Raw genomic sequence first — 22,292 nt, 5'->3', positions numbered from 1 at the left:
TTCTGAAATAGTTCAACCGATTTGTATCCTTTTTCAGCTACCTTTTCATAAGTTTTGATGGCATCGACATAAGCGAATTTTTCAAAATCTTTATCAGCTTTTTTAATTTTAACTTGTTGTGCATCTACTAAAAAACTCTTTAGTAACAATGCTACTATAACTATTGCTTTTGTTTTCATATTTTGTTTTTTAGAAGAATCTTGGTGAAACAACTTTTTCTGATTTTCCTTTGAACTCGTAGCGCAAGAATATTTCATGCGAACCCGAGTTGTAGTTAGCAAGTTTGGTAGTTTCGGCATCATAACCATAACCTATGAACCAACCTTCGGAAACTTGAAAACCAACTAAGCCACTTAATGCAGCATCCCAACGCCAAGCCGCACCGATGACAAATTTTTCATTAAACATGAAATTGGCCGTTAAATCGGTTTGTAATGGTGCTCCTAAAGTCATTTTTGATAAGAAGGCTGGCTTGAATTTTACGCTTGGAGATAAATCAAAAACATATCCTCCTATGAAATAGTAGTGCATTCTTTCTTTTGCAGAAACCGATATGTTATCATCAAAATGCTCTGTTTCTAAGAAGTTAGGAACCGATAATCCGGCATATAATTTATCTGAATGGAAGTAAATACCAGCTCCAATATTTGGAGAAAATTCGTTATCTATATTATTTTGAAATTGTGGATCGGTTAAATCGTATCGATCTAATTTAGTATAATCTACATTTAATAAATTAGCCGTTCCTTTTATTCCGAATGATAATTTATAGGTTTCAGATGTTTGTATTGTATAAGATAAATCTACCGAAATAGCATTTTCATCTGATGGTCCGATTCTATCATTTACAAAGGAAACTCCCAATCCAAAATTAGAATTATTAATTGGTGTGTTTACCGAAAGTGTATTGGTTACTGGCGCTCCATCTAATCCTACCCACTGGGTTCTATGTAATCCAAAAATACTCATAACACCTCTGCTACCCGCATAAGCCGGATTGACATTGATAGTGTTGTACATGTAATTGGTATATTGTGAATCTTGCTGGGCACTCATTTTTTGATTGCAAAGAATAAGTAAGACAGAGCAGATGATTATATTTTTAATTGATATTTTCATGATAATTAGTGTTTCTTATTGTAAAAATCTTTTATAAGTAAAACCAGCTAATACTCCGCCTAAAATAGGAGCTATCCAAAATAACCATAGTTGTTCTGAAGGCCAACTCACATGAGCAAATAAAGCTTGACTTAAACTTCTTGCTGGATTTACAGAAGTGTTTGTAATCGGTATACTTATTAAGTGAATTAATGTTAACGAAAATCCTATCACTATTCCAGAGAATTTATGATAAGCATTACTACTTGTAATACTTAAAATAATAAGTAGAAAGAAAAAAGTAAGTACAAATTCAGTTAAAAAACACGATAGTAAATCGTACTCCATTGGCGAATTTTCTCCAAATCCATTAGAGGCAAATCCTCCAATTTCAGTATGAACACTTCCAGATTGAATGATATACAGTACGGAAGCGGCTAAAATTGCACCTAACACTTGAAAGAGAGTATACTTAAAAGCTTCATTTAAAGACATTCTACTGGCACTTACCATAGCAAATGATACCGCAGGGTTTAAATGACAGCCTGAGATTGAACCAATGGTGTAAACCATAGTTAGCAAAGAAAGACCAAAAGCCAATGAAACACCCACAAATCCAATCCCATAGTCTGGGAACGTGGCAGCAAAAAGAGCGCTACCACATCCACAGAATACTAACCAAAACGTACCTATTAACTCAACTATATATTTTTTCATAAGGTATCTTTTAATTATTTTGAATATATAAATATCCAGATTTATCAATCATTTGTTTACCGTTCACGCCATCATAGCTGTATTCATATTTCAAGATGTAGAAATAAGTTCCCGTCGGTAATAGTTCATTTCTTGATACAGTTGAACGACCATCTGAGTATCCAGAGAATACTTTATTAATATTGTCGTATCCGCTTGTTTCATAAACTTTTATTCCCCAACGGTTATAAATTTCAACTGAATTGTTTGGATAACAATCAATACCTTCTAAATAGAATATGTCATTTTTTGTATCCCCATTTGGAGAAACTGCATTCCAAATTTTAACGTGACAAGCTAATGTTAAAGTTTGTGTATAGCTAGATGAATTGCCACAATCGTCTGTAGCTGTCCAAGTTCTGATTAATTGGAAACGACTTGAACAATCACCATCAATTCTTTGCTCATCTAAAGTAATGGTTACATTTCCACAATTATCTGTAGCAGTCATTGTTGGAGCAACAGGAATATTATCACAATCTGCAAATCCGTCTACTGGTAACTCACCTGTAAATACTGGTGGTGTTGTATCTTGAACATCGATCATTTGTATATGAGTCGTTTCATTTCCACAAGTATCCGTTGCGGTCCATGTTCTTGTTAAAGTATAGTTACTTGGACATGAACCATTGGTTCTTACTTCATTGTAAACAACTGTTGCAGAACTACAATTATCCGTTGCTGTTAATATTGGTGCCGTTGGAACTACGTCAGTACATTCTAATACTAAATCCGAAGGTAAAGCTTCTACAAAAGTAGGTGCTGTATCATCAACAACAGTAATAGTTTGAACTAAATTAGTTGCATTTCCTGCACAATCAGTTAAGATATAAGTTCTTGTTACAACATAAGGATTACCTATGCACCCTGTTCCACCATTATTTGTATCTGCTACTGTTACTGTAACTAAACCTGTACAGTTGTCAGTTTCATCAGTAATTACATTAATGTCTGCTACTGGTACATTTGCAATACATTGGAATGTTAAATTGACTGGTGCTGTTCCAGTTGGAGCAATATTATCATCAATTGTGTAAGTATATACCCAATCGTGTGTATTTCCTTCGCAATCAGTAAATGTGTATGTATAAGTTACATCACCTTCACAAGTTGGCATTGTAGAAACTACAGGTGCACTTGGTGTTAATGTGTTTCCACAAGCATCTGTTACTGTTGGCACTGTTGGAGCTACTACATCTGCTGGACAAGCTACTGTTGAAGAAGCATTGGCTGGCATAGTAAAGTCGGCTCTTTCAATTGTATACGTGTACACCCAATCGTGTGTATTTCCTTCACAATCTGTAAATGTATAGGTGTATGTTATATTACCTTCACAAGTTGGCATTGTAGAAACTACAGGAGCACTTGGCGTTAATGTGTTTCCACAAGCATCTGTTACTGTTGGCACTGTTGGAGTTACTACATCTGCTGGACAAGCTACTGTTGAAGAAGCATTGGCTGGCATAGTAAAGTCGGCTCTTTCGATAGTGTAAGTATATACCCAATCGTGTGTATTTCCTTCGCAATCAGTAAATGTGTATGTATAAGTTACATCACCTTCACAAGTTGGCATTGTAGAAACTACAGGAGCACTTGGCGTTAATGTGTTTCCACATGCATCTGTTACTGTTGGAACTGTTGGAGCTACTACATCTGCTGGACAAGCTATTGTTGAAGAAGCATTGGCTGGCATTGTAAAATCAGCTCTTTCAATTGTGTATGTATAAACCCAATCGTGAGTATTGCCTTCGCAATCTGTAAACGTATAGGTGTAAGTAACATCACCTTCACAAGTTGGCATTGTAGAAACTACAGGAGCACTAGGTGTTAATGTGTTTCCACATGCATCTGTTACTGTTGGCACTGTTGGAGCTACTACATCTGCTGGACAAGCTACTGTTGAAGAAGCATTGGCTGGCATTGTAAAATCAGCTCTTTCAATTGTGTATGTATAAACCCAATCGTGAGTATTGCCTTCGCAATCTGTAAACGTATAGGTGTAAGTAACATCACCTTCACAAGTTGGCATTGTAGAAACTACAGGAGCACTAGGTGTTAATGTGTTTCCACATGCATCTGTTACTGTTGGTACTGTTGGAGCTACTACATCTGCTGGACAAGCTACTGTTGAAGAAGCATTGGCTGGCATTGTAAAATCAGCTCTTTCGATGGTGTAAGTATATACCCAATCGTGTGTATTTCCTTCACAATCTGTAAATCTATAGGTGTAAGTAACATCACCTTCACAAGTTTGCATTGTAGAAACTACAGGAGCACTTGGCGTTAATGTATTTCCACAAGCATCTGTTACTGTTGGAACTATTGGAGCTACTACATCTGCTGGACAAGCTACTGTTGAAGAAGCATTGGCTGGCATTGTAAAATCGGCTCTTTCAATTGTATACGTGTACACCCAATCGTGTGTATTGCCTTCACAATCTGTAAATGTATAGTTGTAAGTAACATCACCTTCACAAGTAGGCATTGTAGAAACTACAGGCGCACTTGGTGTTAATGTATTTCCACAAGCATCTGTTACTGTTGGAACTATTGGAGCTACTACATCTGCTGGACAAGCTACTGTTGAAGAAGCATTGGCTGGCATAGTAAAGTCGGCTCTTTCGATAGTGTAAGTATATACCCAATCACTTGTGTTGCCTTGGCAATCTGTATATGTATAGGTGTATGTTATATCACCTTCACAAGTTGGCATTGTAGAAACTACAGGTGCACTTGGAGTTAATGTGTTTCCACAATCATCAGTTACAACTGGAAGCATCATTGCTGTTGGTTCTGTAGCTTGCGCAATACATGCTACAGTTGCGGAGTTTTGTACAACTGGAATTGTAAAGTTTTCTCTATCTATGATATAGGTATAACTCCATTCGTGTGTGTTTCCTTCACAATCTGTGAAGGTATAAAAGTAGCCTACAAAACTAAGACATGTTGATGTGTCAGAGAGTATTACAGGAAGACTTGGGGTTAATATGTTACCACAAGCATCTGTTACAATTGGAATTGTTGGAGCACCAAAACCTGATTGACATGTAATAGTTGAAGAACCATTAGCGGGCATAATAAAATCTTCTCTTTCAATAGAGTAGGTTTGTGTGCAAGTTTGTGTATTTAACACAGTATCTTCACCAACATCTCTGATATCATTATTATTAGGGTCATCATATTCAGTAATAGTATAAGTTCTTATAACGTTTCCTTCACAACCTGGATCTGCACTATTTGAAGCAGTTATTTCAATAACACCACATGGTGTATCTCCAATAATTCCATCAGCATTTCCTAATGCTTCAAATTCTGCTTCAGTTAATGTAGTAGCTGTAGGAATAGTAGAATAACAAGATACTGTTGTTGGAGCGAATGTAGGACATGTTACTTCAAACACACAACAAGTTGGTGCAGCTGCGGTTAAGTTTAAAGTATTACAAGCATTAGTGTCTTGAATATCTACATTATAACCAGACCCTGTTGGTATAGCATCAGATGTCCAAGTGTGTGTTCCATTTCCATTATCTATCCATGTTCCTGGTGCACCAGTGCCAGTGGCTGTAAAAGGTGCAGTTCCTGTAAATGTAGCTGTAACTGTGTAAGATACTCCTGTACTGCCACAAGATGTTGAAGTACTACCTGATTGCGAAATATTTGGATATACCATTATTGTAGCTTGATTATCTAAATAAGCTGCAGTACATTGATCTCCGTCCACTTGAATTGTAAATGAATTTGAACCTAATGTTAAATTTGTCGCTGGAATTGTAATGTTCAAATTAGTACCATTACCTGTTACAGTTGTTATTGCTGTTGATAAATCTGAGCTAGAGTAAACAGTATAATTACCAGCGTTAAGAGCATTAGCTACTGTAATTATAGCATCTGAACCTAAACAAACGTTAGTTGCAGTGATGGAATTATTTGTTTGTGGAGTGCCTTCATAAAACATTACATCATCTAAAAGGTTACCACTACAAGCAGGATTTCCATTTGTAGTAGAAACAATATACCCTATTCCTGCTGTTGGGATATTTCCAGAAGGTATAGTTATTATTAAATTTCCGCCATTTCCGATACCTGTTATAGCTGGCGAAAATGAATCTCCATTTTGATCTAATAACTCATAATTGAAGCCTAATTGAGAGTTACTTATAACCACTGTAGCTGGTAGCCCCTTTATTTGACACAAATCTACATCGCTTACAGTTAAACTTAAATCTGGGTTTGGTGTAACTGTTACTGTTACATTACTTGTATAAGTAGCAGCGTTTGTACATCCCACACTAGATATTAATGAAATATTTGCTGTATATGTAGTTGTTTGTGATACTGTAACGTTTATGCTACTTCCTGTACCTACTGTGTTTCCAAAATTATCTGTCCATACTATGTTATAAATACTGTCAGATGCTGGAAAACTAGCTAATACTACATTACTATTTGGACAAACAGTAGATTGACTTACAATAGCTTGCGGTATTACTTGAGCACCATCAATGGTAACGTTATTGTCTACACTATAGCATAGGTAGGAAACTCTAACGAAATAGTCTCCTGCAGCAAGACCAGTAAACGATTGTTGTGTCGCATTTGTGTCTGAAGAACTATTAGCTGTGTATGTTTGCAAAGGTGTTAAAGGATTTGATGTTGAAAACACTTGCCATGTTAATGGGTATACCGGTGTACCTCCATTTATTTGAGCTACTACAACACCACTGTTGGCATCATTAATATCACAGATTAGTGATTGCGTTGACACTACGACATCTTGATAAGGAGCAATTGTAAAAGGAATTCTATACTCTTCATCAGTAATTGCATTTGGAATGGGAGAATAACCCCAATACATATTTTGTTTTGTTCTATCTATTACAATGAAGTAACTTCCAGCTGGTAAATTACTAATGGTGCCATTTTTGTATCCATTAGCGGTATTAGCACCTTCTGCATGAATTGTTGACAGAAGTGTACCAGGTACACCTCCTGAATTTGTAAACAGTCTGACTCTTCCTGAATTAAAAACAACAGCGTCTGGTGCATTTAATGCATAAGTAACGGTGTTAGAATTGTTACAACTTTGTGTAACTGTAACTACTGGATTATAAGTTGCCGGTCTATTTATATTTACTCTTCTGGTAATTGTATTGCCGCAATTATCTGTAAAAGTTACATCATATTCGCCTAAAGGTAAATCTCTAACTAATCTTTCATTTGAACCACTATTTGTAGTAGTTATTACTCTTACAATTGGGAAATTGATGGTAAATGTGCCAGCTAGATTATAAGGATGTGTAGATGTTAAGGTTTTAGTAGTACTACCATCTGCTGGCATTATTGAGTAGGTATGAGGAATAGGTAAATTTGCTAATGCACCTGGGGCGGTTAAATACATAGCACCCGAATTTTCTCTTAAAGAAGTTGTGGTGGTTGTGTCAATTTGAACAGCATTTAAGTTTGGACCAATTAGAGGCACAATAACACTTCTTACAATAGTATTACATCCATCAGTAACAGTTACACTATAAGTACCAGGACCAGGTACTGCAATAGATACTCCCCCAGTTCCCCCAGAACCAAAAGGGACCATGCTTGAAGTTCCTACTCCGCCAACTATTACTGTAGTTGCGTCATTACAAAAATATGTGTTACCAGCTGTAGGTCCTGTAATACTAACTCCTATACTGTAATTAGGTGTACCGCAGGTTGTTATGGTTGAGCCATTTACCGCGACTAAAGTAATAGTACTTACAGGTGGTACAACTCCACTTAAAGTTTGGGTGTGGCATCCATTTGTAATTGTTACTACATAAGTATCACCAGCACTTAGCGTTGGAGATTGAAAGCCATCTACATACAACATTGATGTAATGGCATAAGGCATATTTTGAGGTGCTCCTCCATTAATGGAAATAGTTGCTGTAGTGTTTAGAGTAATGTTTTGAGGAGGAGGGGTACTAGCTATATTTGTAGTTGTTAATCTGTTTGTTACAGGAAAATACAAGACGTAGTTATCACAATCTGAAGGACAGTCTACTCTTCTATATTTTATAGATCCAATTACAGGTAAAGGAGTAGAATTTACTGGAATAACACGAGTTTGTCCTACAGTTACTTCACAACCAGGTTGATTATTAACTAAATCGGTTACTGTAAAATTATGTGTTCCAGCGGGTAAACCCGTGAAAGTATAACTAGTGGACATTGTAGGTGCTGAAGGTGAATTTGCTGCACCTGGACAAGTATAAATAAACGGTCCTACACCCGTACCTGATCCTACATTAACAGTTAGGGTACCATTTTGAACATAATTACTAGCTGCAGGATTACAAGTTGTCATGGTATGATTACTTGTAATGCTCATATTAACATAAGTAGTACTTATATTGATAGGATTGTTTGGAGCTTGAATAGTAGTGAAGCCGTTAAAAAGGCTTACATTATAGCTGCCAGCTTGTAAAGAGTTAAAAATTACTGGACCACCATTTGCAGGTATATTCTGTTGTTGTTGTGGTCCAACAGATGGGGTTAAAATAGCCACCCAGTTAGAGCAATTTACAGCTCCTGGTACTTGTACAGCAATTGAGCCATTAGCAAAACAAGTTCCATTTGTTGGGGTTGCGGTAAAGTTATTCACGTTACACTGTGCTAATATTGTTTCAGTGAAGAAAAGTATGAGCACAAATAAGGAATAGATTAATTTTTTCATCATTAAATTGATTTAGTTAATGTAATCTAGGTTATCTAAATTTTGGGGTATTATGTGGGGTTGCATGAAGTAGTGAGTGCTCTATTATGAATAATATAGCACTAAAAATTGTTTTTCCATTACAAGGGGATTTAAGGGTTTATATTCTTGATTTCTAAATTAAAAGCAAGCAAATTTGTGACCTTTAAGCATGTAAAACAATAAAGATGTAATAGGTGGTAATTAAAAGTAATAACTGGTTTCTAGAAGTAGAATTGTTACTACAGAATTGTAGTAGGAATTTTTTAGGTTGATTTTTAGAACTTAAGCTTTTTTCTTAAACTCAAATTTAAGATACACTCTTAAGCTTTCAACTCTTCTTTTTGCAATAGGTAGGCTTATATTATTAATCATATCACAAAAATAATAACTGTTTTTTTTATTAATTGTTATTAGATTGTTCAGATTTACCATATATGAATAATGAATTCTAAAGAAGCCATCATGTTCTAACATTGTTTCATATTCGCCAAGATTTTTACTAGCTACATATTCACTATTGTTTTTTAAGTAAAAAGTAGTATATCTTCCGTCTGATTTACAAAAAATAATGTCAGATTTATTGATTATGTCAACTCTGTCAATAGATGGAATAGATAAAGTATTATTAGAATCGATATTTGAATTATTGTTTTTTTCAAAGTTTTTAGAATCAAATAATTTACGTTCTTCAATACGTCTTATACATTTTTCTGTAGCTTTTTTTAAATCTTCAATGGCAAATGGTTTTAATATATAATCAATAACATTGTATTTAAAAGCCTTAAGCGCATAACTTTCATAAGCGGTTACAAAAATAATTTCAAACTCACCAAAATTCACTAAATCTAAAAAGTCAAATGCATCTTTTTCTTGTAATTGTATATCTAAAATTATAATATCGGGTTTCGTGTTTTTATAAATTATTAATGCTTCTTCAACATTAGTAGCTTCACCTATAATATTCAGATTATCAATGAAATTTATTATAAAATATTTTAAAAGTTCTAAGTTAGATTCTTCATCTTCAACTAAAAGTACATTGTGTTTTTGCATATACGTTTAAAATTTTCTTAATATTACAAAAATTATACTATAAAATGCAAATAAAGATTGCCATTTTAATACTATTTGTTGTTTCTAATTGTTTTTCTCAGAACTATGGAACAATTAAAGATTTGGACAAATCGATGGGTTTACCGTCTAATCATATTTATACAGTTGATTTTGATAAAGATCATTATGCTTGGATTTGTACTAATAATGGCGTTTCTAAATTTAATGGATCTATTCATAAAATTTTTAATAGAGATAACGGACTTCCAACTAATGATATTAATGAAATACATATAGATTCTAAAAACAGAAAATGGTTAAAAGGATTTTATGATGGTTTGTATTACATTGAGAATGACAGTGTAAAAAGAATAAAAACAAATTTGACTATTAAATCTTTCAGATTGTTCTATGAACACAATAATAAAATAATTTTTATTTCTAGTAATAAATGTTATTTACTTGATGAAAAAAATGTTTTAAGTGAAATAAAAATTGCCTCAAAGTATCAATTTATTGATTTTGATAAATTAAACAATCATTTTATACTTAACGATGGTAATTTTAATGAGTTTTTTTATAATTTATCAACAAACAAGATTGTTAAACTTCCTTCTGAATACAGACACTATATTGGTAGGATTGGTGATTATGTTACTTATTACAAAAGCAATACTATTTTAGAGTTTGTTCAGTCGAGAGATTTTAAAATTGAAGATTTATATGTGTACATTGATGGTAAATTTCAAAAACCACCGAGCTATTATAGAAGTAATTTAAAAGCTATACGCTATAAAGGTGAATTTGATGAAAAGCATTTAGTTTATTATAATGTTGATGAAAATAAATATCAGGTTTTAGAACAAGGGAAAATAAATGTAGAATTATCAAAAAAAGTATCTTTAATACCTTTTCCAAATGATAAAATTCAGCGCATATTTATAGATGATGACCATAATTTTTGGGTAGGATTTTTTGATTTTAGTATGAAATATATTCCTAACGATTTTACTAAATCGTTAAACTATGATTTTACTTCGATTTTTCAAGAAAAAATAACCTCAATTAAGTTTTCATGTCAATTAAAAAACAAAGTTTATTACATAACTTATGATAATACTTTTTCATGTTTTGATTTAAACACAAAAACAAATAAAATAATTAACAAATACAAAGAATCCCCACCTAATAAACTATTTATACGCAATGATAATTTATACCTAAGTTTTTTTGATGGAATTGAGGTTTTTAAGATTAAAGCCGATGGGTCATTAAATAAAATTAAATACTATAACATTCCAAACAGAGTTTCAGATTTCACAAATGTTGGGTTAGTTTGTGCACACTATGATAATGTAATTTACAAAGAAAATGACACATTAACTAAAGTAAATACAGAAATTAGAATTAATAGAATTGAGTCCACTGAAAAATGCATTATTGTTAGTAATGAGGATAAAATATTCTCATACAATATAGCAACAAAACAAGTTATAGAAAATTCATCTGTAAAATTTAGCAGTACTATTTACCCATTTAATGATCAAATATTAATTGGAACGTTAGACGGACACGTTTTTTTGTTAAACAATAAGCTTAAAATTGTGAGTAAATTAAAGTTTATTAACGATAAAGTTTCTGCTATTTATTATGATGAATCAAATCAATTATTTTATGTTGGAATAAGTGAAAAACTTCATGTTATAAGAATTCAAAAGAACCAGTTAAAATTAGTTAAGATAATAACCCATAATGATGGATTAAATTTGTCTGAAATAAGCTCAATATCTTCAAATGGATCTCATATAATCATTGCAACAGTTCAAGGAGTTAGTTTATTGGAAAAGAAAATCATATTCAACAAACAAAAGAAAAGCATTGATATTGATATTAATAAGATAAAAGTTGATGGTAAAATATTTGATTATGGTAATGCAATGTTGTTCTTGGAAAGAGATCAAAACAGTATAGTTTTTGAAACTTCCATAAAATCTTTTTTTAATAATAATTCTAATCTAAAAAAGTTCATTTCGTTAACAAAAGATGGTGAAGATAAAAAATGGAATGCTGTCAACGAAGATGTGTTTTCATTTAATAATTTAGCACCTGGCGATTACACTTTTTCAATTTTAATTGATGATTTGAATGGTATAAGAAAATCAAAAACTATCGAATTTACAATCAATCCTCATTTTTGGGAAAGGCAAAGTTTTAAAATAATTTGTACTCTTATTTTACTTTCTTTAATTGTTTTTATAATGTTTTATATGAGAGAAAAAAGAAATAAAAAAATAAGAGCAAAAGTAAAACTTAATGACCTAGAACTAAAAGCTTTGAAAGCTCAAATGAACCCTCATTTTATTTTTAACTCATTAAATAATATTCAGAGTACAATGATTTTGAAAGGAGTTGAAAAATTTAATGAACAAATGGTAAATTTTTCTATTTTTTTGAGAAAAACTTTAGATATTGTAAATAGTGAAAATATAACTTTAGCAGAAGAAATTAATTATATTACCTCTTATCTTTCTGTCGAAAACCAACGATTAAATCCTAAAATAAATTTAATTTTAAGAATCGATCAAGAAATAAATCTAAATGAAGTAAAAATTCCTGTAATGTTATTGCAACCAATCGTTGAAAATGCTATAATTCACGGATTGTCGGGTTCAAAAAAAGAGAGGAATTTAATTATAGCTATTTCAATAATAAACAGTTTAATTTCCATTGAAATTGAAGATAATGGTATTGGCAGAAATTTAGATAATAAATCCAATAAATTAAAATCACATACTTCATATGCTACTAAGATTGTTTTAAATAGGATGAAACTATATCAAGAATTAACTAAAAAAGAATACACCTATGAAATTATTGATTTAACTAATGAAGATTTAAAGCCCATTGGGACCAAGGTTGTTTTGAAGTTTCCTTTGATTTAATTTTTTTCGAATTTTTAAAACAGACTAATATAAAGGCAATATTTCAAATTTAGTGATGAGCACTTTTTGATATTTAAAAGGTTGATAATCAACGAAAATTAAAAATAATTGTAAAAAAGATGAGCTGTATAGCTCATCTTTTTTTATGTTTAAAGGGCTTAAATCAAAGAAAATGATAAAAAATGAAACCTTATGTATAACTTCTTTCAGTTCCCCGTAGGCTCGGGTCAGATTTCTTGATATAAAAAATGCTTAAGTTATAGTTCAATAATACTAATGAATAATTTACTAGTTATTCACCCAAATTATCAGATTACTAATATCTGCTCCTTCAAGTTTTTGTGAGGTTATAAAATTGATTTTATTTTCTTTGATATTGAATCTCAAAATATATTCATTTATTATCAAACACGTATTAAATCGATTAGCAATAAAAAAGTAACCAATTTCGCATTTTGTTTTTTTATGGTTAAGTTCTTTAATGAAATTTAAAATGAATGAATCTAATGTTTCTCCAAAATAATTGTACTCACAACTAAAATCTTTAGAAAAAAGAGATTTTACATATGATAAATTCCCATTTTTACATGAATCTAGAAAACTTTTTATTATCAAAGTTTTTTCAATATCTTCATTTTCAATACGTTTATTTTTTTTACAAACTTCATAAAATACTTCATTTAATCTTTTTCTTAGCTCTAAGTTCTTTGGGTCAAAAAGGATTGCTCTCTTGTAGTGTACAACAGCTTTTTCAATTGAATATATATCATTTTCAATCAAATGTCTTTCAGCTGATTCAATATAATGTTCGGATATTTCTTTATCTGTTTTCATAGTGTAAAATGTAATTAATTTAACATCAAAATAAGTGCCATAAATTTGATTTTCAATATTTAAAATGTCACATGGTTTTGATAATACTTAGTAAAAATTACTTAGGCATTTCATTGGGTTATAATATTGAATTTACAATAAAACAAAAAGATTAATATATTATGGTTTTTCTCATGTTGTTTTTATTGAAAAAAGATAATTAACCTTACTATGATTTTCTAGCATCATTTTACGGTTTTCCACATTTTTATCTCAATCTTTTTATTTACTTTCGCTAAGAAAGTTCCTACGTATTTCTACCTGGTTTGAAAATCAGGTATTTTTACGGGTTGTGTAGGTGCATTTTAATTCTTAAGTTTGGAAGTAAGTTTTTTATGACAATGGTTAATCAAAATCCAGAACAAATTGCTGGTGATTAAAAAGATATGCAGTTGTTTGCTAGCGATAAAGTGAAACATAATAAGACGTAAATCAACTTTGCATACAGAGTATCAAAAATATTAGGTAGATTAAAAGTCTTTTTGATAATTTATAAAAAAATAAGCAACAATAGTTGAGCATATCTACCCAAAAATAGCTAGCTATGTTCAACTAAATAGAAAAAACTGAGCATATAAATAAGTTGCTGTAATATTAGAATTGACTACGACAAAATGAGAAATAATAATTTAAATAACAAAAGTGGAATTATTTAATGAAATCAATGAAATAATTTTATTTCAAACTTGGTTAGGAGCTTTATGCACACATTTATTATCATTATATAGTGATGATTTTAATGGCACAATTCCTTTTATAAAGAAGTTAATACCAAATAAATCAGAAGCATTCTATTTTAGAATTGATTTTGTCATATTACCTGTAATCGGTGCATTATTAGCATATGTTTTATTAGAACCTTCATCTCTAAAATCTTCAATTTTTGCTGGAATAAGTTGGAGTGGAACATTAATTGCAATATTGAGAAAAAATAATAACCAATTTGAAGCTTCCGAAAATGAATAATATAAATTACATATACATTATACCATTAATAGCTACATTATTAGTTGCTATTTACATATTTATTACTGCTAAAAATACAACTCATAATAAGAAGTCTAAATACCTAAATATAATATTAGTGATTTCTATACTATCAAGTGCATTACTTGTGAATTTTTATTACGATAAAGAATTTGAAAAGCAAAGTACAATGCTACGGGAAATATTAAATACTAATCTTAACTTAAACTTAAAGACAGATTTAGATAGTTTAGATGTAAACAAATTAGAATCTCTAAAATCTAATTCTCATACTTTAATTGATAGTATCTATTTGCAGAATATAGAATTAGAAAAGCTAAAAAAAGAAATTGAAAATCTTGAAAAAATTATCGGAGAAAAAGAAGAATTAAAAAATGACATTAACAAAAAAATAAAAATAAATAATTTTGAAATAGGCGAAATAAAAAGCTATAATCAAAAATTAGACGAAAGAATTCTTTACAAAAGAAAAGGTTACATGTCTTCAGGACAATCATCAAATTTTATTTTTGAATGTCCAAAAGATTATGAATCAGATATTTTAGAACTTAAACTAAAGTTTATTGATGAAAGTTTAGTTGACAAAATAGAATACATAACTATCTCCTTTTCAGAAAAAACAGGAGAAAGGAATTATGTAAGTATTAGTAATGAAGTCTTTAAACCTCAAAAAGATGTTAATGCTTTCAAAGTAAAGAATCATTTCAAAAATAATAAAGGAAAAAAAATAGATTTAGAAGTTGGATATACTCTTAAATCAGAAGCAAACAAAGAATATCCAGAATTTGAAAGAATTGTTTGTAAAAATTATTAAATACTAAAGCTAACACACGTTTTGCGAGATTGCGAATTTTGTGGTAAATTCATGTTTACATTTCGTAAGAAATTTATAATTTAATAGAAATAATCAGTTCCGAGGCTCGTAACCTCGCCAAGCGCCGGAATGTTATCAACAATTTTAAAAAAATGAGTACTGAAAAAGAAAAAATAAATCTGAAAATATTTTCAATTGATAAAACTCATATTGATTTAAGAGGTAAATCTTTTGAATCTATTGTAGAAATAATTACTAAAAATCATAAGATAAGTTTAAAAGCTCAAAATAAAGATTTAGATAGCTCAAAAAAATTAGTTGATTATAAAGAAGATAAATTCAATTTTTATTCTTATACCTTTAATAGAGAAAAAGAAAACTACTATTGGATTAATTTTTTACCAAAAGAACTTACATCCAAACACAATTTCAATGTAACAGAATTTTCTTATGTTCTTTTTATAGAATATAATAAAAAAATCTATTGTATTATAGGAGGTTCAGGTGCTTCTGTAATCAGAAAATATATAGATTCTAACTTTGGTATTGATTTTTATCAACATTTCGCAAAACCAAAAGAAGATCTTTTGATAGACCTATCTATGCGTTCAATTTCAGGAAATATATCTCAGAAAAAAAATACTTATAATAAAAATCAAACTGTATCGGAGTCTTTTAATTATTCAGAAATTCCTCAAAAACTAAAGATTTATGCTAGAGATGAAGTAAAAAATGTAATATTAAAAAACTTCATTAAAGGTGAAAAAAATCCAATATTAGAGATAGGAAATTATTTTAGCGTTCGTAAAAAAATCAATTATACATTTTTAAAACAACTAATAATTGATATTGATCTTATTACAAGTAATAAAGATACATATCACGAGTTAACATTATTTAAAAGAATTAAAGAAATCGATTTAATTGATGAGTTAGAAGCAGAGTTATTAAAACTTGTGATTGATGATGTATTATCTTTAAATACTGGATATTTACATAAATTAGTAGGCTCTGATATTATTGAATTGGTTCATCCAACCCAATTAGAAAAGTATTATGAATGTAATTCATTTGAAATAAAATTTCCCAGACAAAACAAAACTCATAAAACTTACAGTAGAACTGATTTATATTTTGAATCAATAAAATTTATTTTTGAAAATTGTGAAGATACTTATTCAAAATTTGAAATAGAACAAAGAGTTAAAAAGCTAAAAATAGATGGTTATAATTTGAATGAATTATTAACTTTCGAAACATTTATGATGCATTTAACATGTGAAATTCCTTGCAAAGGAAAAAAATTCTTCAAAATTGACAAAAATTGGTATTTGCTTACAGATAAATATCTAGAACAAATTACAAACGATGCTGTTCAATATTATACAGACTTAAAACTCACTAAAAGATTGCTTAATCCATGGAAAGAAGGCGATGATGAAGACACTTATAATAAATCACATGAAAATTTAAATGATTATTACATTTTTGACAAAAAGTATGTGCAAAATATTGAACTATGTGACATTTTAGCAATCGTAGATAACAAAATTTATTTCATTCATGTAAAAAACCATTTTTTCACTTCAATGAGAGATTTATATGTTCAGGTAGTATTATCAGCTAAAAGATTATGGAATGATCTTAAAAACAATGAAAAAATTTCATATTTAGAAGATACTTTTGAATACTATAATAATTCAAAAGGGATTAAAAATAAAATAAATACAACAGACATTATTGGGAAAATAAAAAAAAATGAGCTTAAAATTCACTTTATTATGGCATATAATAATACATCTTATAAAGGGAAAAATGCCATAGAAAAAATTAAAGCTTCGTCATCTAATATTGCTAAATATTCTTTATTACAATCTGCTAAAGAGATGAAGGAATTCGTAAATTTTGAATATAGTATGATTGACATTTCAGAATTGAATGAAAAACTATAGACAACAGCGGTTTGCTCCAATGACTACTTCATGATTTTCCATTATAAATCTGTTGCTGAATGAAATGTTTTGTAATAGTTTTTATTTTTTGGGGCGAATATAGAAATCATCTAAGTGGTTCATAAAGTTTTAGAGCAATTATTGTGAGTTTAAAACCATAATGTTTTTTAAAAAAATTAAGTCAACTAGTATCTAATAATTTTTAGATACTAGTTTTTTATGCAATTACTTTTAGTCTAAAAATTACATTTAGTTATATTCAAATGAAATAAAGTGTATTTTTTTGTTTGATGTATAAAAATCAAAATCTATCAAATATCAGTTTTTTTCTATTTGATACTTTATTTTACTTTGATTATTCTACTTTGAAGTTTTTGCTTAGATATTATTGCTTCGATTTTTCTTTTTTTTTATGTTTCTACTTTTTCTATATGTTTTCTACTTTGAAGTTTCTACTTCGATTTTTTATTTTTTTTGAAATTTTTGTTTTTTTTCTGCTTTTTCATGTGTTTTCAAATTTGAAGTTTCTATTTTTTCGATGTTTCCATCTTGATATCTTCTGATTAATTTTTTACAATAAAAAGTTTGTAATATTACAAACTTTTTATTAAATTCGTACTTAGTAAAAAATAATTAATATGATTAATGTTGCAGATTACTTTTCTATTTTAGAAAAAGCTCCTTACTTATTTGATAAAATTCAAGAAAAAGTTTTTTTAAAAACAGAAATCGATATTGTTTATTCTGATATAAAAAATTGGGAAAGATTCAATTTACTATCAGAATATGATGAATCTGATAAAGGGAATTGGAATAAAATAAGTTATTCAGAATATGTTTGGATTAAAATAGTTGAACAGTTAAAAGATTTTGGAAGTAGTAACGAAGAGATTTTATTGCTTAAAAATCATCTTGTTAGTAAATTTAAAGTAAAAGACTATATTTTACTATTCGATCAAGTAAAAAATACCATTGGAGAAAAAGACTTTGAAGTATACAGTCAGTTGTATAATGATTTAAATCAAGTAGATTTCAATCAAAATTTGAATTTTAATATTTTAGATATTTTAATAGTAAATATTATTTATACTGGTGAACAACTTTCTTTATTTATAAGAAAAGATGATTTACATTATTTTTTACCATTTTCTGAAACTATGTTAAAAGAATATAGTAATTCAAGTGTAAGTAGTTTAGTAGATGATTTTTTAAATTTTCCATTTTACAATATTCCTATAAGTAGTTATGTTTCTAATTTTTTAAGTAATAAAAATGATGTGAGGCATAATTCATTTACTATGATATTAACGGAGCAAGAAAGTAAATTATTAAAAATTATTAGAAAGAATTTTCAAAAAATTAAACAATTAAAAGTAAAATATAAAACTGGTAATATTGAATTGATTGAAGTTACTACAATAAAGAAAGTAGCCTTAGAAAGTAGAATAATCAATCACATAAAAAAATCGGATTACAAAAAAATTACTATAGATATTGCTAACGGAAACATAGTAAATTTTGAAGATACTGAAAAAATAAAATTATGATACTGAAAAACTCAGATCGATAAATAAATAGTAAGCTTATCGTAGAAAGCGAAAGTGATGCACATGTGTAATAAACATGGTTTCATTTAAAGAATGCAAAAAAATATTAAACAAAAAAGGAGTAAAGTATTCAGATGAGAATATTAAAGAAATCAAAGAACTGTTAGAGTTTTATGCTAAATTAACTGTAGAAGAATTTTATAAAAAACATAATTATGAAAAGAGCAGCCATAATGTGTCGGGTAAGTAGTGATGAACAAGCTAAAGGATATAGTTTGGACATTCAGTATGAGCAATTAGTTACTTATTGTAGTAGAAACGAGATAGAGATTGTAAAAGAGTACAGGGAAGACCATTCTGCTAAAAATTTCAATAGACCTGAATATCAAAAGTTTCTTGCTTTTTTAAAGAAGAATAAAGGAGCTATAGATTTATTATTAGTTACATCTTGGGATAGATTTTCAAGAAATTTAACCGACTCGCTAATAATGATTAGGACTCTTGAAAAATTTGGAGTTGAAGTACAAGCGATTGAACAACCAATTGATATGAGAATTCCAGAAAACAAAGCAATTTTGGCCATGTTTTTAGCTATTCCAGAAATCGATAATGAAAGAAGATCAATAAAAATTAGAGGAGGAATCCGAGCAGCTCTTAAATCTGGAAGATGGTCTAGAATGGCTCCAATTGGATATAAAAACTCTAGAGATGAAAAAAACAAGCCAATCGTAGTAGTAGCTGATAATGCTAATTTAATTCAAAATGCATTTAAAGAAGTAAGCGAAGGCAAACCTCAGAGTGATATTATAAAAGATTTGAGAAAAAAAGGAATTAAAGTTAGTAGAAGCAATATGTCTAAATTGCTTAGAAATCCATTCTATATGGGTAAAATAATAATCCCAAAATTAGGAAATGAACCTACTCAAATTATTAATGGAATTCATGAAGCAATTATTTCGGATAGTTTATTTTTTAAAGTACAAGATGTTTTAAATGGAGTTACATCAAATAAGAAAGAAGGGTATTCATTTCAAAGAGATGAATTTCCTTTGAGAGGTATTCTTTTTTGCTCTTCATGTAATGCAAAGTTAACGGCTAGTAAATCTAGAAGTGCAACTGGGAGAAGATATGCTTACTATCATTGTAATTATTGTAAAAATGAAAGATTTCCAAGCGAAGATGTTAATAATAACATGGAATCTATTTTGGGAGAATTTCAATTTACAAAAGAATCGAAAACTCTTTATGAGTTGATGGTAAAAAATTTATTGAATAATAAATCAGGAGAAGATGAATTATCACTTGATAAATTAACAACACAATTGAACGAACAAAATATGCGAATCCAAAAACTTCAAGATCTATATGTAGATGGAAATATTGATAATGAAAATTATATGTTGACATTACAGCGCTATGAAGGATTAAGGAGAGATTTAAAAGATAGAATTGAAGCATTAAATGTTACTAATCTTACATATGGTAAATGGTTAAAGTCAGGTATTTCAGTTCTAAGTAATCTAAATAATTTTTATAATAATGGCTCTGTTGGACATAAACAAGCTTTATTAAGTTCGATATTTCCTGAAAAAATTTATTTTGACGGAAAAAAATGTCGAACTCAAAGAATTAACGAAGTTTTGAGGGTTATAATGTTGAATAACAGTATTTTAGAAAATAAAAAAAGTGAACAAATCTATAAAAATATAGAGTTGTCCACTTTAGTGGAGTCGCCGAGAATCGAACTCGGGTCCAAACAAGCAATCAAATAGCTTTCTACACGCTTAGTTTCATCTTAGATTTTCGACAAAGAGCAAGGCTAGAAACCGCCACTCTTTGCTTAGCTCTGTCAGTGTCAGAACGGATTTAAAGCATTACCGTTCCTAGGTCTACTTTTACGGTTCCCCTAAACCAACCGCCATAAACCAAGGCTTTTGAGGAGAATCTAGCTTTCCTACCTGGTAGGAACTAGGCAAATCTTACTATAATTCAGATTAAGCAGCTAAAGCGTAATTATTTTCGCCGTTTATAGGTTTGTATATTTGGATTTACGAGCTAAACATACAATGCTCGACGTGCTTACTAATCAATTCCACTCGCTGTCAAAACCAGTCGACCCCATGTGAAATAAGTAGAATACTTTCTAAATAGAATTCTTCAAAAAGTGAGCCAAAATTACATTCTTTTTTTCAATTAAAAAAACTTTGCATAGTCGCTTCTTTAAAGTTATATTTGTAACATTAAATCAATATTCAGTTAAATATATTGTTTGCTATGAAGTTTGGAATTATAAAAGAAAGAAAAAATCCACCAGATAGAAGAGTAGTATTTACTCCAGAAGAGTTAGTACGCTTACAATCAGAACATACCGAAGCGGAAATAAAAGTAGAAAGTTCGGATATTAGAATTTTTTCAGATGAGCAATATCGCGATTTAGGACTAAATGTAACTACTGACATGTCAGATTGTGATGTGCTTTTTGGGGTAAAAGAAGTTCCATTAGATGCTCTAATTCCAAACAAAAAATACTTTTTCTTTTCGCATACGATAAAAAAACAGCCTTACAATCGTAAATTATTACAAGCTATTTTAGAAAAAAATATCGAATTATATGATCACGAAACGATTGTAGATGCTAATAATCATAGATTAATCGGATTTGGTCGATATGCTGGATTGGTAGGAGCTTACAATGGTTTTAGAGGATTTGGGATTAAATATGATTTGTTTACTTTGCCAAAAGCAGAAACGTTAAGTGGAAAAGAAGATTTAATTGCACGTTTAAAGCGTCAAACACTTCCAAATATAAAAATTGTACTTACCGGTCATGGTAAAGTGGGAATGGGAGCCAAAGAAATTTTAGACGGGATTAAAATCAAGCAAGTTAATGTTGAAGATTTCTTAAACAAAAAATATACAGAGCCTGTTTATACCCAAATTGACGTCTTGGATTACAACAAACGTAAAGATGGTCAGGTTTTAGATAATAATGATTTCTATAAAAACCCACAAGATTATGTGTCAGATTTCGAGCGTTTTACGAAAGTAGCCGACATGTATATTGCTGGTCATTTTCACGGAAATGGTTCTCCAGATATTTTAACTCGTGAAATGCTTCGTGCAGCGGATAATAAAATTCAAGTAGTGGCTGATATTTCTTGTGATGTTGATGGACCAGTAGCTTGTACCATCAAAGCATCAACAATTGCAGAACCTTTCTTTGGATACTTACCAAGCGAGCACAAAGAAGTCCCTTTTACACATCCAGCTTCAATTATGGTCATGTCGGTTGATAATTTACCTTGTGAATTACCTAAAGATGCTAGTGAAGGTTTTGGAGAAATGTTTATGCAACATGTAATTCCAGCTTTCTTTAATGGAGATAAAGACGGAATTTTGCAAAGAGCTAAGATTACTGAAAAAGGTCAACTAACAGAACGTTTCAAATATTTACAAGATTATGTAGATGAAAAACAAGAAGCTGTAGCTTCAAAATAATAACAAGCCCGATGTTTTCATCGGGTTTTTTGTTTTTAT

General features: G+C 29.8%; 12 protein-coding genes and 1 other RNA gene. 7 read left to right on the top strand and 6 right to left on the bottom strand.

Annotated features, from left to right (window positions below; genetic code table 11):
• Positions 1 to 189: 189 nt before the first annotated feature.
• From B0I03_RS02790 to B0I03_RS02775, 4 genes are all read right to left on the bottom strand, one after another.
• Entirely contained in the window at positions 190 to 1,119 is a 930-nt protein-coding gene (locus B0I03_RS02790; RefSeq protein ID WP_111565934.1) for a PorP/SprF family type IX secretion system membrane protein, read from the bottom strand.
• A gap of 15 nt (positions 1,120 to 1,134) precedes the next feature.
• Positions 1,135 to 1,815, bottom strand: a complete 681-nt coding sequence (aqpZ, locus tag B0I03_RS02785; RefSeq protein ID WP_111565933.1) for an aquaporin Z — start codon at positions 1,813 to 1,815, stop codon at positions 1,135 to 1,137.
• Positions 1,816 to 1,825: 10 nt separating this feature from the next.
• Positions 1,826 to 8,494, bottom strand: coding sequence for a gliding motility-associated C-terminal domain-containing protein (locus tag B0I03_RS02780; protein WP_181452327.1), 6,669 nt, complete (start codon positions 8,492 to 8,494; stop codon positions 1,826 to 1,828).
• A 375-nt stretch (positions 8,495 to 8,869) separates the two neighbouring features.
• Positions 8,870 to 9,640 (bottom strand): LytR/AlgR family response regulator transcription factor, encoded by a 771-nt coding sequence (locus B0I03_RS02775; RefSeq protein WP_111565931.1) that lies wholly within the window; start codon positions 9,638 to 9,640, stop codon positions 8,870 to 8,872.
• Positions 9,641 to 9,684: 44 nt separating this feature from the next.
• On the opposite strand from B0I03_RS02775, the gene B0I03_RS02770 reads away from it, so the two are divergent.
• A complete protein-coding gene (locus tag B0I03_RS02770; RefSeq protein ID WP_111565930.1) occupies positions 9,685 to 12,582 on the top strand; it encodes a sensor histidine kinase in 2,898 nt (965 codons plus the stop codon).
• Positions 12,583 to 12,870: 288 nt separating this feature from the next.
• Here the strand turns inward: B0I03_RS02770 and B0I03_RS02765 are convergent, their stop codons facing one another.
• Positions 12,871 to 13,416 carry a hypothetical protein gene (locus B0I03_RS02765; protein ID WP_111565929.1) on the bottom strand — a complete coding sequence of 182 codons (546 nt, stop codon included), beginning with the start codon at positions 13,414 to 13,416 and terminating at the stop codon, positions 12,871 to 12,873.
• A 681-nt stretch (positions 13,417 to 14,097) separates the two neighbouring features.
• Between B0I03_RS02765 and B0I03_RS02760 the strand changes: the two genes are divergently transcribed.
• The 5 genes from B0I03_RS02760 to B0I03_RS13205 all read left to right on the top strand — a co-directional run bounded on the left by B0I03_RS02760 (position 14,098) and on the right by B0I03_RS13205 (position 20,527).
• The gene (locus B0I03_RS02760) at positions 14,098 to 14,421 is read left to right on the top strand and encodes a hypothetical protein (protein WP_111565928.1); all 324 of its coding nucleotides are present in this window, start codon (positions 14,098 to 14,100) and stop codon (positions 14,419 to 14,421) included.
• Positions 14,414 to 15,256 carry a hypothetical protein gene (locus B0I03_RS02755; protein ID WP_111565927.1) on the top strand — a complete coding sequence of 281 codons (843 nt, stop codon included), beginning with the start codon at positions 14,414 to 14,416 and terminating at the stop codon, positions 15,254 to 15,256. Before B0I03_RS02760 ends, B0I03_RS02755 begins: the two co-directional genes overlap by 8 nt.
• A 152-nt stretch (positions 15,257 to 15,408) precedes the next feature.
• Entirely contained in the window at positions 15,409 to 17,208 is a 1,800-nt protein-coding gene (locus B0I03_RS02750) for a DUF6119 family protein (RefSeq protein WP_111565926.1), read from the top strand.
• 638 nt (positions 17,209 to 17,846) lie between these two features.
• Positions 17,847 to 18,755 (top strand): hypothetical protein, encoded by a 909-nt coding sequence (locus B0I03_RS02745; RefSeq protein WP_111565925.1) that lies wholly within the window; start codon positions 17,847 to 17,849, stop codon positions 18,753 to 18,755.
• 215 nt (positions 18,756 to 18,970) lie between these two features.
• Complete coding sequence (locus tag B0I03_RS13205; protein WP_181452326.1) at positions 18,971 to 20,527, top strand: recombinase family protein; 1,557 nt, start codon at positions 18,971 to 18,973, stop codon at positions 20,525 to 20,527.
• Here the strand turns inward: B0I03_RS13205 and ssrA are convergent.
• Positions 20,478 to 20,875, bottom strand: a transfer-messenger RNA (tmRNA) gene (gene ssrA / locus B0I03_RS02730). The genes B0I03_RS13205 and ssrA overlap by 50 nt on opposite strands.
• Positions 20,876 to 21,029: 154 nt before the next feature.
• Here ssrA and B0I03_RS02725 point away from each other — a divergent pair.
• A complete protein-coding gene (locus B0I03_RS02725) occupies positions 21,030 to 22,253 on the top strand; it encodes an NAD(P)-dependent oxidoreductase (protein ID WP_111565924.1) in 1,224 nt (407 codons plus the stop codon).
• Positions 22,254 to 22,292: the final 39 nt, after the last annotated feature.

Origin of the sequence: Flavobacterium aquaticum, assembly GCF_003259835.1 — a bacterium.
Classification (GTDB): Bacteria; Bacteroidota; Bacteroidia; order Flavobacteriales; family Flavobacteriaceae; genus Flavobacterium; species Flavobacterium aquaticum.
This window is presented reverse-complemented; position numbering and strand designations above follow the sequence as displayed.

Bases quoted from the DNA above. Each gene is read 5' to 3' on its own strand.
- B0I03_RS02790 (WP_111565934.1), bottom strand. From the start codon at position 1,119: ATGAAAATATCAATTAAAAATATAATCATCTGCTCTGTCTTACTTATT.
- B0I03_RS02750 (WP_111565926.1), top strand. From the start codon at position 15,409: ATGAGTACTGAAAAAGAAAAAATAAATCTGAAAATATTTTCAATTGAT.
- B0I03_RS02755 (WP_111565927.1), top strand. From the start codon at position 14,414: ATGAATAATATAAATTACATATACATTATACCATTAATAGCTACATTA.
- B0I03_RS13205 (WP_181452326.1), top strand. From the start codon at position 18,971: ATGAAAAGAGCAGCCATAATGTGTCGGGTAAGTAGTGATGAACAAGCT.
- B0I03_RS02770 (WP_111565930.1), top strand. From the start codon at position 9,685: ATGCAAATAAAGATTGCCATTTTAATACTATTTGTTGTTTCTAATTGT.
- B0I03_RS02745 (WP_111565925.1), top strand. From the start codon at position 17,847: ATGATTAATGTTGCAGATTACTTTTCTATTTTAGAAAAAGCTCCTTAC.
- B0I03_RS02775 (WP_111565931.1), bottom strand. From the start codon at position 9,640: ATGCAAAAACACAATGTACTTTTAGTTGAAGATGAAGAATCTAACTTA.
- B0I03_RS02725 (WP_111565924.1), top strand. From the start codon at position 21,030: ATGAAGTTTGGAATTATAAAAGAAAGAAAAAATCCACCAGATAGAAGA.
- aqpZ (WP_111565933.1), bottom strand. From the start codon at position 1,815: ATGAAAAAATATATAGTTGAGTTAATAGGTACGTTTTGGTTAGTATTC.
- B0I03_RS02765 (WP_111565929.1), bottom strand. From the start codon at position 13,416: ATGAAAACAGATAAAGAAATATCCGAACATTATATTGAATCAGCTGAA.